The organism is Kineosporiaceae bacterium (assembly GCA_016713225.1).
GTDB lineage: Bacteria > Actinomycetota > Actinomycetes > Actinomycetales > Kineosporiaceae > JADJPO01.
Genome location: JADJPO010000011.1, coordinates 1 through 12,188, shown reverse-complemented (window position 1 = coordinate 12,188; position 12,188 = coordinate 1). Strand labels below are relative to the sequence as shown.

Below are 12,188 nucleotides of genomic sequence, written 5' to 3'. Positions count from 1 at the left end.
GCCGAGGACGCTGCGCCTTACCCCGTGCTCCGGATGCCGGTCGTCGTCCATCGGTTCACTGGGTTCTGTCGTGGCGAGGAGGTCGTCGAGTGTGGCGGCGGCCAGGATGCGTGGGATGGTGCCCAGACCTGCGCGGGTGTGGAGGATCCGAGCCAGGTCGGGGACGCGGGGGTCGTCACCGAAGCGGGTCGTCAACAAGGTGATCAACGTCGTGACCTCACCTTCGGCGAGGCCTGCGGTGTGGGCGCGTTGGGCGATGATGTCGCCGGCGACGGTTCCTTCGAGACTGATGGGCATGTCGGCCTCCTTGCGGGCTGTGTCGATGGTATCCGGGTCGAGTCGGATCGCGGCCAGGACAAGTGCGGTGCTGGCCAGGTCGTCGCGCCGCTCTGGTGGGGCGTGGTCGCGGATCACGATGAGTGCTCGCCGGAGCAGGTCGGTGCGTTCTGCGGGTGTCGTGGCCCGCGCCAACGTGGCCAGCGGTGCCAGGGCGGGGCTGGAGAGGAGCGTGGTCGGGTCAGCGTCGCGCAGGTAGGTGACGTGGGTGCGGTGGTGCAACGCGTGCTGGTCGTGGAGGTGTTCGGCGACGTGGCCGTCGGCCAGGACGACGAGGATCTGGGTGAGGCTGGTTCCGGGCCAGGCCATCATGATCCGGGCTCGGTAGTCGAGCATGCGTAAGGGCAGGTCGGGGGTGACGCGTCGGGCGAATTCGACGCACGAGGTCGGGGCCGGTGCTGATCAGGAGGTCGGCGTAGCGGGTGACGGCGGCGAGGCTTTCGCAGGGTCAGTGAGTCAGCAGGCGATGCTCGACCTCGGGAAGCTCGCCGAAGTCGGCCTTCGCGTCCGTGGTGAGCAGGATGCGTCCGGTGGCTCGGGCCGAGGCAGCGATGATGAGGTCGTGGGCGCCGCGGGGTCGTCCGGTGCGGCGCACGTGGGCCAGCAGCGCGGCATGGTGACGCGCCACCTCGGTGGTGTAGTCGGTGATCGGGACGGCGCCCAGCAGCTCGTCGAGGAACGCCGCCTGAGCGGCTCGGCGAGCGGGGTCGTCGTCCAGCTCGACGCCGGTCAGGAATTCGGCCACAGCGACGGCGGGGACGGCGACGTCGTCCTGATCTGCGATCGCGTCCAGGCTCAGCGGGCGATCGCCGCGGACGGCGGCGACGATCACCCCCGTATCGAGGATCAGGCGCGCCATGGGTCCTCGTCGAGACCCGGCTCGCTCTGGTCCGCATTCTCGACGGCCGCCGCGAACGCGTCGTCGACGGCGAGCCGACCGCGCCAGGTGGCCAGGACGTCGAGCACCGCCTTGCCGTTGGCCCGAGGCGCCGGCACCAGCATCGCGACGCGGCGACCACCGCGCGTGATGACGATGGTCTCGCCGCTCTCGGCGCCGTCGAGCGCGGCCGAGAAGCTGCGAGCGACCTCGGATGCCGACATCTCCCTCATGCGATCAGACTATCTGATTCAGATGTTGAGTCCAGGGATGCCCGAGCCGAGTGAAGCCCGGCTACGAGAGTGCTACATTCGTAGCATGACCGAGGTTCCCTCGCGTGACCTGCGCAATCACACGGCGGAGGTGTTGCGGCGGGTGGCTGCCGGCGAAGACGTGGTGGTGACCGTCAACGGTCGCCAGGTGGCTCGCGTGGTACCTGTTCAAGCCCGCCGCCGACGCTGGATCACGCGCGCTGAGCTGGTCCGCCGACTCGAGATCGTCCAGGCTGACCCCGGCCTGCGGCACGACCTCGAGGCCCTGGCCGGGGAGACCACCGACGATCTCGGGCCCCTGGCATGACGCCGGCGGCGCCGTCGCGGGGGGTCTTGGACACGAGTGTGTTCATCGCCGCCGAATCGGGGCGGCCGCTGGACGCCGCGCGCGTTCCCGACGAGAGCGCCATCAGTGTGGTCACGCTGGCCGAACTTCACGCCGGGGTTCTCGCCGCCCGCGACACCGATACCCGCGCCCGGCGCCTGGCGACGGTCGAGGCGATCGCCGACGTCGAAGTGCTGCCGATCGATGCCGAGGCAGCCGTGATGTGGGCGCGGCTGCGAGTCCTGCTCGCCGAGTCCGGCCGCCGGGCGAACGTCAATGATCTGTGGATCGCCGCCACCGCTGCCTCGCGGGGGCTGCCCGTCGTGACCCAGGACGACGACTTCTCGGCTGTCGAGGGCCTGGCCGGGCTGGTCGTCGTCCGGGTGTGACCGGCTGAGCACCGGTAAAGCTGTTGTTGGAGGAGGCCTGCGTCAGGCCCCATACTCCCTGGAGATCCCCTCGCAGAACACAAATGTCGTGATCTTCGGTCGACCCGAAGATGTCGAGCGTCGGCGCAGCGCCGCCTTGGCCTGAATTGTCCGCCCTCGGCGAGGCGAGATCTTTCGTGAGGGCCTCGATGCGCGCTCTCAACATGACGTCCCCGCCATGCTCTCGGACAGCCTGGCCGATAGCTTCGTCGAGTGTTTCCGCCTGACGCAATTCCCAGAGGGTGTTGGCCTGACAGGCAGTCTCACTCACCGACTTGGCGTTCAATCGGTCGAGCGGCGCAAGATGGCGATTTCGAAGCTGCTCCGCCGTGGTCATCGACGTCGCCTGGACCTGAGGCAACTGGGCCTGTGGTATCTGGACGCCCGGCAACCGCGTCGGTCGATAGACGCCCGAGACCGGTGCTTCGCTGAACAGATCTCCGAGGACGCGCGCACCTCCTCGCGCGACATCGTCAGCCCCGTTGGCAGCTGCTTGCCTCGAGCAGCCGGCCAGTAGAAGAGCGCATGCCAGAACAGGAACCGAACGCGCGAGCTTCCCCCATCGCATTGCGGGATGCTAGCACTGGCTCCTCGCAACCAGGGCCGTTCAGCCGCGAGACTCATTGTCGGGATCGGCGAGCCCTCTGTCAGGCAGCCGGTTTCGCCCTACGGGGTTTACCACTCCTTCTGCGAAGCAGTGTCACGAGGCGAAACGCATTGACGGTCCCCTGTCCCGCTGTCATGGAGATATCAAGTACCTGAGATTGCGCATGATAGTGGATGATGGGACCACCTGAACGGCAAATGTGCCAGCCCATGTGCGTCGACTCTGCCTCGTCCACGCATGACTGGGATACAACAGCACCATGAACCAGCGCCTCAGGATTCGGGTGATCCACGACCCCGTAGCCTGGTGGGAGCCGGACGCCAGGTCCGGCCGCTGAGCATCACGTCGATCCTCGTGGCCGAGTTGCTCGCCGAGGGTGAGCGGATGACGGCTGTGCACCCGGAGTCGCCGGACCACTCCCTGGCCAGAGTCGCCGGTTGCCACAGCCATCCGGTGAGGGCGCTCGGCTCCTGGCGGGGTAGTCGACCACATACGAGTGCCGCAGGGTGCCTGCGGCCGAGCTTTCGGACGACGTGACCTTCCTCAGCGCCGGTGTATCTGGTCTTGGCCGTGGCGCCTCATGTCCAGTAACCGACTGGTGATCAACGGTCTCCGGCCGGATCCAGCCGACCTCCGGGGGGAATCATCATGCCGATCGACAAGGACCTGCTCACCGAGCTACACCTCAATCCCGAGTACCGACGACTGTTCGCCGACTGGATCGAGCGGTGGCCGCTGTTCCGGCGCACCCGAATCCTGATCGTCGTCGACACCGAGATCTCCACGAGCCCCGTCGACGACTTCGGGCTCTCGCGGGTGATCGAGCTGATCCGCGGTGCCGTCGTGGGCTGCCTGCGCTTCACCGTCGACATCGCGCTGCGCAACGGGGAGGCGCCCAGCGTGGTGACGTCACCCGGCCCGTACCAGCCGCGGTATCGCGGGTTCCGGTTCGACATGCAGACGGGCGGCTCGGCGGTGATCGACCGTTACGACCAGGTGTGGTGCTTCGGGTTCAAGCCGAGCAACTCGGGCAACCTCGACGACGCCGAGATCGACCTGCCCTTCGCCTTTCCGGCCGGCGACGCCGAACTGGCGGTACTGGCTCACTGGATGGACACCCGGCAGGGAGGGCTGTTCGGCACCGGCGACCACCACTTCCTGGGTGCGTCGATGTGCCGGCGGATCCCGCGCCTGGGCACCATGCGGCGCTGGACGAATGCCGACGGCGTCCCGCCCATCGGTACGCCGGCGCGCATCGATACGCTGCGGCCGCCGTCCGCGGCATTCGAGCCCGGTGCCCCGGGCGGCCCGGCTGACCTGGGTAACTCCTCTCATCAGGGCGATCTCGTCGTCCAGCCGATCCACTGGGTGCCGGCGCAGTACTCGTTCTGGCCGTTCGCCTTCCGCAAGCGGCCGCACCTGGTGCTGTGCCACCCGGAGCTGGGGCCGATCGATGTCATGCCCGACCACGCCCACGAGGGTCTGTGCGTCGAGACGGCAGCGATCCCCGCGTCGGACACCTACGACTTCGACGGCGCCGGCCCCCGCCCGGTCTACCCGCCGTCGACCACGGGAGGCCCGCAGCCGCTGCCGAAGATCATCGCCTATGGCAGCACGCTCGGGGACCCGCCGTACAACTTCGCCCAGGGGCCGCAGCGGCGCGGGCGCGATTCCCGATGATCTCGGTCTACGACGGGCACCAAGCCGGGGTGGGGCGGGTCGCCACCGACTCGACCTGGCACCACTGGATGGACGTCAACATCAATGTGATCAGCGCCGCCAACACGATCGACTGGCAGAAGATCAGCCGCTACTACATCAATCTCGCGGTGTGGTTGAACCCGCCGGGCATCTCGACCAACTGCTTGTGGCTCAGCGTGGCGGCGAGCCACTTCCAGGACGTCGGCATGCAGGAGTACGTGAAGCAGGCCGCGGTGACCGAACTCGGCGCCGCCCTGCGTCAGCACCTGATCGTGAAGTACGGCCCCTGCTGGGTGACCGAACGGATCTGGGAGATCATCTGGCAGCGCAAGCTCTGGCCGTGGGAGACCCTGCGCGACTTCGAGCCGCAGACCGACTGGTTGCGGGCTGCTCCCGAACCGATCGAGGAGCTCGTCCTCGGGCATCTGGTGAAGGCGACCAGAGAAGCGGCCTTGACGCTACAGGCGGCCGCGGACGACGCCGGGACCCGGGTCAAGGCCCTTCCCGCACCGGAGGAGCTGTTCGCCGAGGCCATCCCGGCGGCGATGCGCGAATTCGGTGAGGCGTTGGCCGACGACTTCGCGCGAGGCAGCAAGCTGACCCGGGAGCTGCGCAGGTAGGCCGGGCGCGGGTGGCCGCCGGCGATCGATCACTCTGCAGCGGCGGTGATGATCAGATTCCGGCGGCCCACCCGTGCAGGTCGAGCAATGACCCGCCGGGCGCTGAAGACCTGGTCGGACAGACATTGGCGGCCAGCGTGTTGGCCGGCCACCCTCGCTGCCGACGCCACCGTTCTAGTTCGCAAGAACGCTACGGTCGACTTCGCCGAAAGAAGCGACGCCTGCTGTTGGTGCCGTTGCTCCGGCCGCGGTCCCAAGGGGACATTCTCGCGTGGACTCTGCTGCACCTGATCGCGAATACTGCGCTGGAAGACTGTCGTGCATGAGGCGCCACGACCTGATCAACGACCGAGTTCCCGTGGGCGCCGCGGAGCCGGCGTCCGGTCGTGACGGCGGCGATCGGGGTGGCAGTGGCCTCACTGCTCGCCGGATGTGGCACCTCGTCGACGTCGACCGCGGTAGCGCCGGCGACCAAGAGCATCGACGGCGGTCTGAAGGCCGATGCGGCGCCGGTGGTGAACGCTTGCCGGGCCTGACGAAGCCGCAGCACATCGGATGGGCGAGCGGCACCTTCGGCGAGCCCGCAACCCTGGCCCGTCGACGTACTGGATCGACGCCCTCGTCACCCTGGCCCCGGCCGACATCGCGACGTGGCAGGCGCTCGCCACCGATCCGGCTGCCTTACCTGCGGACGTCGCAGCACCGGTGGCAGCGATTCTGCCGGGTGCGTGGCGTGGTTCGCGGGCGCTGGACGCCGCGTTGAAGCCGGTGGCGGGGTGGAACGCGCATGGGTACTTGGCCAAGGGCAAGGGCATTCTGCAGATGATGGATCTCGGACCAGGCGAACGGTCGGTCGCAGCCGTCGACGGTGCAGGTGTCGTAGAGGGTGGCCAAGGCCAGACGTTGCGCCTCGGTGAACAACCGGCGGGAGCGACCCAGGTCGAGGGGGAGAGACCCGTTCCCAGGACGGCGGGCACGATCGCGGCTCCGCAGGCCAGGCGACGTGCAGACCTCGGCCGGGTGCCGTTTGGGGAAGGGCGGCCGCGCGCCACGCTACTTGCGCAACGGTTCTGCGTACGAATTGTGGGTCGTGGCCACGAGTTCGGGGCCGCGACTACGGCAAGCGGCAGACGGTGCAGGGCAAGCCGCTGTGGATCACCGTCGCAGTAGGCGCCTTCCAGCTCCGAGCGATGACGTTTCGCAGGGTGTCGCGGGCACTTTCCCACGCTCAGCGAATCGGAGTTGAGCCACCAGTGCACGCCGAGGACGTTGAAGCCCCCGGTGCCGTGATCTGGAGCGCCGACGACGCTCGCTCCTGCCACGGTGGGATCGCCCTACACCGCGACTTTGGTTGCCGCGGGCAGAGGCCGCGATGAGGGCATCGTGCGCGGTACCTCGCCTTGGGTCACGAGCAGGACATTGCCGCAGCCAGGTTCTCCACCCGGTCCAGCGCGATGGTGCGCGGTGACTCCTCACCGGCGACCTTCAGCTGGATCCTCCCATGATCGGCAGAGAGCACCTCACCGCACACGACATCTCCGCCGGTGGTGACCTTCAGCACGGGGCGTTCTGCGTGACCGGCGCCCACCACCATGCCAGCATGCCGAACAGCAGATCCTTGAGGCCGATGCCCCCCGGGCCGAGCCCCGGCGAGGTGCTGAGGGCCCCGCCTGGCGATCCAGCCCTCACCGATGCGTGGTCCGCGAGCACCGCATCGAGGGTGACCATGGCGGGAACGCCGGCGGCGGCGGTGAGGCGGACCACAGCCCGCCACCGCGAGTACGAGACCCAGGGCGAGCGCACCGGTGACGGTCAATCGCCAACCCGTCGACGGGTCACGTGCATTCTCTGGTCCCTTGATCCCAGGCGGTGCTGACCAGGGTGATCAGGGCGGCGAGCCCGGTGCGCCATTTCTCGGCGGTGGATCGCACATCGGTCAACGAGTTCGCCACGAGCGCGGCGAAGTCCTCCACATCCTGCATCGAGGACGTGCGGCGGTCCTGGAGGGCGCGGCGGTACCGCGGGCGACGAGCCGCTAGGCGTCGTCGCCGAGCCAGGGGCGGGTGGGTCGATCGGCGGTGGGTGCTCACGGCGTCACGATCCGCGCCGGAACCCTGAAGCCACCCCGCACCCCGCACGGCCCTCGGGGCGACCGGTGCAGTTCGGGCACTCACACCACAGATCGACGAATACCCAATCCGACGGCAACCTGGCCTGCTCGTGGGCGAGGACTCCGGCGTTGCCGGATACCCCGGAGCGGGGCGCCGCGTGCGCAAAGCGATCATGGCAGCGCGGACACGGGCCGGAGATCAGCTCCAGCGAGACGTCGCCCTCGACCCGGATCACGGCCGTGATGTCGCCTGCGACGAGCAGGTCATAGGCGAGATCGGTCCACCGCGCTGCCAGCGGAGCGTCCTTCCCCAGGCAAGGGATCGGTCATCAGGCTCCTCCTGCGCCGAGAGTGATGATCGGCGCCCAGTGTGCTACGGGCGCCTTGCGCATGCCAGGCCCGGCGAGCAACGCCCTGGTGGCCTGCGTCACCGCACCCGGCAGTTCCGGTGCCCGCGTGGCGAGAATCCGTTGCACGAAGAACGTCGCTTCGGGGGAATCGGCCAGTTCACCGACCGTGGCCAGAACCTCGCGGCTTCCGGCCACCAGGGCGATCACGGCCAAAGTCAACGGATCCCCGGTCACCGAGGCCCGGTCCGCTGCGCCCCAGCAGCAGATCAGGGCCAGTCGCTCAGCGGCCTGGCGGCCAGCAACTCCGCGGTGGTGACGATCTCGCCGGGTGCCAGCTCCAGATAGGCGGACCGGTCGATCGGGCGACCATGCCCGGCGATCACCCACCGGTCGGGACGGCGCCGCGAGCAGTGCGCGTCGGCGGTGGCGGCGTCCGCGATCAGTACCCGGCTCGCGGCCGAGCGCCGAGTCCAGCCGGTATCTGTGGCGGCGAGAGTCGGGTTGTGCCAGATCTGGGTGGGGCTGGGGCCTGCCCCGCAGACGTCCGTAGCCGAGGCAGCGGGGGGTTCGCCGGATCAGAGCCCGGTGCACGGTGAGCGAGGGGCACAGGCTCAGGTGGGCGACCTCACCGAGCACTCGGTCGGGTCCGAGGCTGACCGCGGGCCACGGCAGTATCCACAATCCGCCCGGGGGCACCAACAGCAGGGAACGGCGGCCTCCGCGTCGGCGGTCGGGAGCGCGACCTCAGCCGCTCCGGGGAGCAAAGGGGTGAGTGGCGCGAGATCGGCGATGCCCGGGCATCCGGACGTACCGCGGTGTACTGACCCAATCGACCCCAGGGTGTCCTGCGGAGGCCGACGCAGCCGAGAGTGTACGTCGCCCGCCCGTGGCCGCGCCACTGGTGACACAGTTCGCCCGGTCGGGTGGCGCCGACGGCCAGGACGAGCACGTGCAATCTGTTCTGGACGGCTGCGCCAGCAGGGCTGTCGCCTCCCGGGGTCCAGGGGCAGGAAACAACGTGAGGCGGCCAGACCGTCGAGTTCGTTGCGGGACGTCTTGGCCACGCTGTGCCGGGATGGCGGTGGCGCCCAGGAGCCTGGCGATGCGTTCCCTGCGGTCCTGCGTCGGTGGTGACGGCCGCCTGGCCAGCCGGTCGGCCATGGCGGCCGGGCAGGCGGTGAGCCCGGCGGCATCCGCGCCGTTCGTGGGCATCGGGATTCTGAGCAGGCCGGCGAGGCGGGCGTCCGGCGAGGCACTCCAGCAGGTACGCGGCGCCGCGGCGTCGTCCAGGGCGAGCGCCGGAGCGCGGGCCGCCTGGTAGATCCCCGTGAAGCGCTTGCGGTACTCGAGTTGAACGCCCGTGGTCGGGGCGTGCCGCGTGTAGTCCTTCGAGGGTCTGCACCGAATCCAGCTGAACACGCAGCTTCCGGCGTCGCCCTCCAGGTGCCCGGCGCAGAACGCCAGACCGTCGAGGGAATGCGTCTTGCCCACCAGATCCCCCATCGCCCGAAAGCCCTGGAGCGCCTCGGAGGTGGAAAGTCCAGGCCGCCCGCCATCGACCTTCGGCGCGAGCCGTGCGGGCCAGGCTCCTGGACGGCGCGTTGAGTCGGCCGCGCAGGTAGTAGCCGCGGCGATCTCCCCGAGCGGCGGTGAAGTGCCGGGCGGCACGGTCGGGGCATTTCGGCCGCCAGGGGCCGCTTCTCCCAGACCGTCGAGGGCGTTGACTCGACCGACTACAGAGCCGGACCCGCGCGAAAAGTGGTCGAGAGTACGGTGGAGTGCCCGGGCACTCCGTGCACTGCCGAGGGCGCGTTGGGCGCTCGCAGTCGCTCGGCGGCGTGCCGGAGCCCTTGTGGGAGCCGAGCGTGTCGAAGGCACGCAAGGCCTCGCCGCCAGGTCACGAGCCGCGGCGTCCGGCCGAGGCAGCGTTGCTCGGCGAGGCCCGCCGAGCGCGGCGTTGGCCGTGAAGAGGGTGTCGGGGATCTCGCGAGCCAGCCGAGGGCACGTTCGCCTGAAGAAGTCGAGCGCCTCGTGGAGCTGAGGACACGGTCATCGTGGTGTAGCCGGAGTGGAGACCAGTGCCCGCGCTTCCCCGAACCGGTAGCGATCGTGAGCGGCTAGGTCGCGAGAGCGTCGGTGAGGAGTTGCGTTGCCGCCTCGTGCTGGTCGCTCTGCCGAGCAGCGTCGCTGAGGCCTTGCAGGGCGTTGACGGTGACCATTCTGAGCGTGGGGAGCGTTCGGGGTCGCGCAGCCGATCGAACATCGCGGGCGCTGTTGATGGATCGCGGACCAGTGCAGGGTCTGGGGCGCTCGGACCTGATGATCTCGACCCAGACGTCCCAGGACAGCGCGTCGGGCCTTGACGGGTGCACTGGCGGGCTGGACCAGGTGCCGGTAGCGGCAGCGAAGGGCGATGGGACCTGGCGCGGCCAGCTGCGCCAGCAGGTCCTGCGCCGTGCGCATCGCCATCCGGTGCGGTCGCCGCCAGCTGCCAGGCTGCGAACACCGCGCGCGAGTCCTGTGAGGTGGCAATCTCGAAGCGGCGCCTGCATCACCCACCCACATCCAGGGTTGTCCGAAACGAGCGCTGCGCCCTCGGATCTGGCCTCTGCCATGAGGCTGCCCACCGGACACTGGATCGGCAAGCGTGCCGCGCGGGACATCGTCGTCCTGCTCCGCAAGGGCAAGGCGTTCAGATCCATGGACATGTTGCCGGTCCGGCAGGGTGGTCCGGAGTTGCTCGCTGGGTGCCGATGCCGCGCTCTCGCGGCGTGCTACGAGCGCCACATTCGACCGCGAGGCCATGGCCGGGAGACCACCGACGATCTGGAGCCCCTGGCATGACGCCGGGGACGTCAGAGGTACCGCCGATCGATGCCGAGGCGGCCGCGATGTTGGCGCGGTTGAGGGTCCTGCTCGCCGAGGCCGGCCGTCGGACGAACGCCAATGATCTGTGGATCGCCGCCACCGCTGCCTTCGCGGGGCCGCCTGTCGTCCGGGTGTAGCGAGGTGGGGGCGCTGCCGGCGGTCTTCACCCAGGTGCTGGAGCTGCCGGTCGCCTCGTCCATCGGTTCGCTGGGTTCTGTCGTGGCGAGGAGGTCGTCGAGTGGCGGCGGCCAGGATGCGTGGGATGGTGCCCAGACCTGCGCGGGTGTGGAGTGAGATCCGAGCCAGGTCGGGGAGGGGGGGTCGTCACCGAAGCGGGTCGTCAACAAGGTGATCAACGTCGTGATCTTCACCTTCAGTGCGGCCGACGGCGAGGCCTTTCGGTGCGGCCTTCGGTGGGGCCTCGGGTGTGGGGCGCGTTGGGCGATGATGTCGCCGGCGAGGGTTCCTTCGAGAGACTGATGGGCATGTCGGCCTCCTCGCGGGCTGTGTCGATGGTATCGGGGTCGAGTCGGATTGCCGCCAGGACCAGCGCGGTGCTGGCCAGGTCGTCGCACCGCTCGGGCGGCGCGTGGTCGCGGATCACGATCAGTGCTCGGCGGAGCAGGTCGGTGCGCTCTCTGCGGGTGTCGTGGCCAGGGCCAGGCTGGGCCAGCGGTGCCAGGCGGGGGCCGGAGAGGAGCGTGTTCGGGTCAGCGTCGCGCAGGTAGGTGACGTGGGTGCGGTGGCGGAAGGCCTGCTGGTCGGGGGTGTTCGGGGCGACGTGTCCGTCGGCCAGGACGACGAGGATCTGGGTGAGGCTGGTTCCGGGCCAGGCCATCAGCGATCCGCGCTCGCGAGTCGAGCATGCGAAGGGGCAGGTCGGGGGTGACGCGTCGGACGAATTCGACGTGGACCAGGTCGGGGGCCGGTGCTGATCAGGAGATCGGCGTAGCGGGTGACGGCGGCGAGGGCTTCGCTGACCCGGATGTTCTCGCCAAGGGGGGCGATGCCGAGCCAGCCGCAGAGGGGGGCGAGTTCGCTGGCGGCCAGGTACCGCAGCGCGTTGTCGTAGATCGGACCCGGTGCGCTCACGAGTTCCACGCTAAGTTGCTGCGCGACAACGCCATCGCGTTGTCCAATGGTGCGTGCCGAAACGGCATTGTCCAGCCAGGTGGTGCCTGGCAACGTCGACCACCTTGCGAGGCCACCTCGTAGTGGTGGAGTCGATGATCGGACGGCGCTGAGCAGCGTCGAGAACGCCGCCTGAGCAGCTGCGGGGACGGGGTCGTGGTGCAAGTCCACGCCGGAGGCAACCGGCGCCTGGGGTGTTAGCGCGCGCTCCCCGGAGCGTCCTGTCGGTGCCGGCCTCGAGCCTCGGGCCACGACACCGCGGAGGATTCTCATGAACACCCCACGACGCGCAGCCATCGTCCTGGCCATCGGCTTGGGCAAAAAGGTGCTGCCACGCCGGCATCGTGCCGCCACGACGCCCGACCCGACGCTGACATCACCCCCGTCCACCACGGCATGGTTCGGCCCCGCGTTGGCCCAGAAGGCCTACATTGCGAGGCCGCCAACTGGGGATCGATGCTGCCGGGCCGGGCCGGCTACGAACACTGCATGCAGTACGGCCACTGATCCACCGGACGCCGGCCGGGCAACACCTGCGCCAACCTCCCGCGGCGACCGAGGTG

The 12,188-nt window shown here is 69.4% G+C and carries 16 protein-coding genes; 8 read left to right on the top strand and 8 right to left on the bottom strand.

Going from position 1 to position 12,188, the window contains the following annotated elements; all coding sequences use genetic code 11:
• The first annotated feature begins 33 nt into the window (after positions 1-33).
• Positions 34-678 (top strand): hypothetical protein, encoded by a 645-nt coding sequence (locus IPK24_22800; GenBank protein ID MBK8078295.1) that lies wholly within the window; start codon positions 34-36, stop codon positions 676-678.
• A 106-nt stretch (positions 679-784) separates the two neighbouring features.
• Here the strand turns inward: IPK24_22800 and IPK24_22795 are convergent, their stop codons facing one another.
• Positions 785-1,195, bottom strand: a complete 411-nt coding sequence (locus IPK24_22795) for a PIN domain-containing protein (GenBank protein ID MBK8078294.1) — start codon at positions 1,193-1,195, stop codon at positions 785-787.
• A complete protein-coding gene (locus IPK24_22790; protein MBK8078293.1) occupies positions 1,183-1,446 on the bottom strand; it encodes a type II toxin-antitoxin system Phd/YefM family antitoxin in 264 nt (87 codons plus the stop codon). Before IPK24_22790 ends, IPK24_22795 begins: the two co-directional genes overlap by 13 nt.
• Before the next feature lie 85 nt (positions 1,447-1,531).
• On the opposite strand from IPK24_22790, the gene IPK24_22785 reads away from it, so the two are divergent.
• The 5 genes from IPK24_22785 to IPK24_22765 all read left to right on the top strand — a co-directional run bounded on the left by IPK24_22785 (position 1,532) and on the right by IPK24_22765 (position 5,702).
• Positions 1,532-1,792 (top strand): type II toxin-antitoxin system Phd/YefM family antitoxin, encoded by a 261-nt coding sequence (locus IPK24_22785; protein MBK8078292.1) that lies wholly within the window; start codon positions 1,532-1,534, stop codon positions 1,790-1,792.
• Positions 1,789-2,199 carry a type II toxin-antitoxin system VapC family toxin gene (locus IPK24_22780; GenBank protein MBK8078291.1) on the top strand — a complete coding sequence of 137 codons (411 nt, stop codon included), beginning with the start codon at positions 1,789-1,791 and terminating at the stop codon, positions 2,197-2,199. The genes IPK24_22785 and IPK24_22780 overlap by 4 nt, the downstream gene beginning before the upstream one ends.
• Before the next feature lie 1,294 nt (positions 2,200-3,493).
• Complete coding sequence (locus IPK24_22775) at positions 3,494-4,525, top strand: hypothetical protein (protein ID MBK8078290.1); 1,032 nt, start codon at positions 3,494-3,496, stop codon at positions 4,523-4,525.
• Entirely contained in the window at positions 4,522-5,166 is a 645-nt protein-coding gene (locus tag IPK24_22770) for a hypothetical protein (GenBank protein ID MBK8078289.1), read from the top strand. The genes IPK24_22775 and IPK24_22770 overlap by 4 nt, the downstream gene beginning before the upstream one ends.
• 386 nt (positions 5,167-5,552) lie before the next feature.
• Positions 5,553-5,702, top strand: a complete 150-nt coding sequence (locus IPK24_22765; GenBank protein ID MBK8078288.1) for a hypothetical protein — start codon at positions 5,553-5,555, stop codon at positions 5,700-5,702.
• Between the two features lie 869 nt (positions 5,703-6,571).
• On the opposite strand, the gene IPK24_22760 is transcribed toward IPK24_22765, so the two are convergent.
• From IPK24_22760 to IPK24_22745, 4 genes are all read right to left on the bottom strand, one after another.
• A complete protein-coding gene (locus tag IPK24_22760; protein ID MBK8078287.1) occupies positions 6,572-6,727 on the bottom strand; it encodes a hypothetical protein in 156 nt (51 codons plus the stop codon).
• Entirely contained in the window at positions 6,721-6,969 is a 249-nt protein-coding gene (locus IPK24_22755) for a hypothetical protein (protein MBK8078286.1), read from the bottom strand. The genes IPK24_22760 and IPK24_22755 overlap by 7 nt, the downstream gene beginning before the upstream one ends.
• 32 nt (positions 6,970-7,001) lie before the next feature.
• Positions 7,002-7,256, bottom strand: coding sequence for a hypothetical protein (locus tag IPK24_22750; GenBank protein ID MBK8078285.1), 255 nt, complete (start codon positions 7,254-7,256; stop codon positions 7,002-7,004).
• Between the two features lie 349 nt (positions 7,257-7,605).
• Positions 7,606-7,860 (bottom strand): hypothetical protein, encoded by a 255-nt coding sequence (locus IPK24_22745; GenBank protein ID MBK8078284.1) that lies wholly within the window; start codon positions 7,858-7,860, stop codon positions 7,606-7,608.
• A gap of 868 nt (positions 7,861-8,728) precedes the next feature.
• Between IPK24_22745 and IPK24_22740 the strand changes: the two genes are divergently transcribed.
• Positions 8,729-8,947 (top strand): hypothetical protein, encoded by a 219-nt coding sequence (locus IPK24_22740; GenBank protein ID MBK8078283.1) that lies wholly within the window; start codon positions 8,729-8,731, stop codon positions 8,945-8,947.
• Between the two features lie 1,519 nt (positions 8,948-10,466).
• Positions 10,467-10,631, top strand: a complete 165-nt coding sequence (locus tag IPK24_22735; GenBank protein MBK8078282.1) for a hypothetical protein — start codon at positions 10,467-10,469, stop codon at positions 10,629-10,631.
• Positions 10,632-10,867: 236 nt separating this feature from the next.
• Here the strand turns inward: IPK24_22735 and IPK24_22730 are convergent, their stop codons facing one another.
• Together IPK24_22730 and IPK24_22725 are read right to left on the bottom strand one after the other, a co-directional pair.
• Positions 10,868-11,332 carry a hypothetical protein gene (locus IPK24_22730; GenBank protein ID MBK8078281.1) on the bottom strand — a complete coding sequence of 155 codons (465 nt, stop codon included), beginning with the start codon at positions 11,330-11,332 and terminating at the stop codon, positions 10,868-10,870.
• Positions 11,332-11,586, bottom strand: coding sequence for a hypothetical protein (locus IPK24_22725; GenBank protein MBK8078280.1), 255 nt, complete (start codon positions 11,584-11,586; stop codon positions 11,332-11,334). Before IPK24_22725 ends, IPK24_22730 begins: the two co-directional genes overlap by 1 nt.
• Positions 11,587-12,188: the final 602 nt, after the last annotated feature.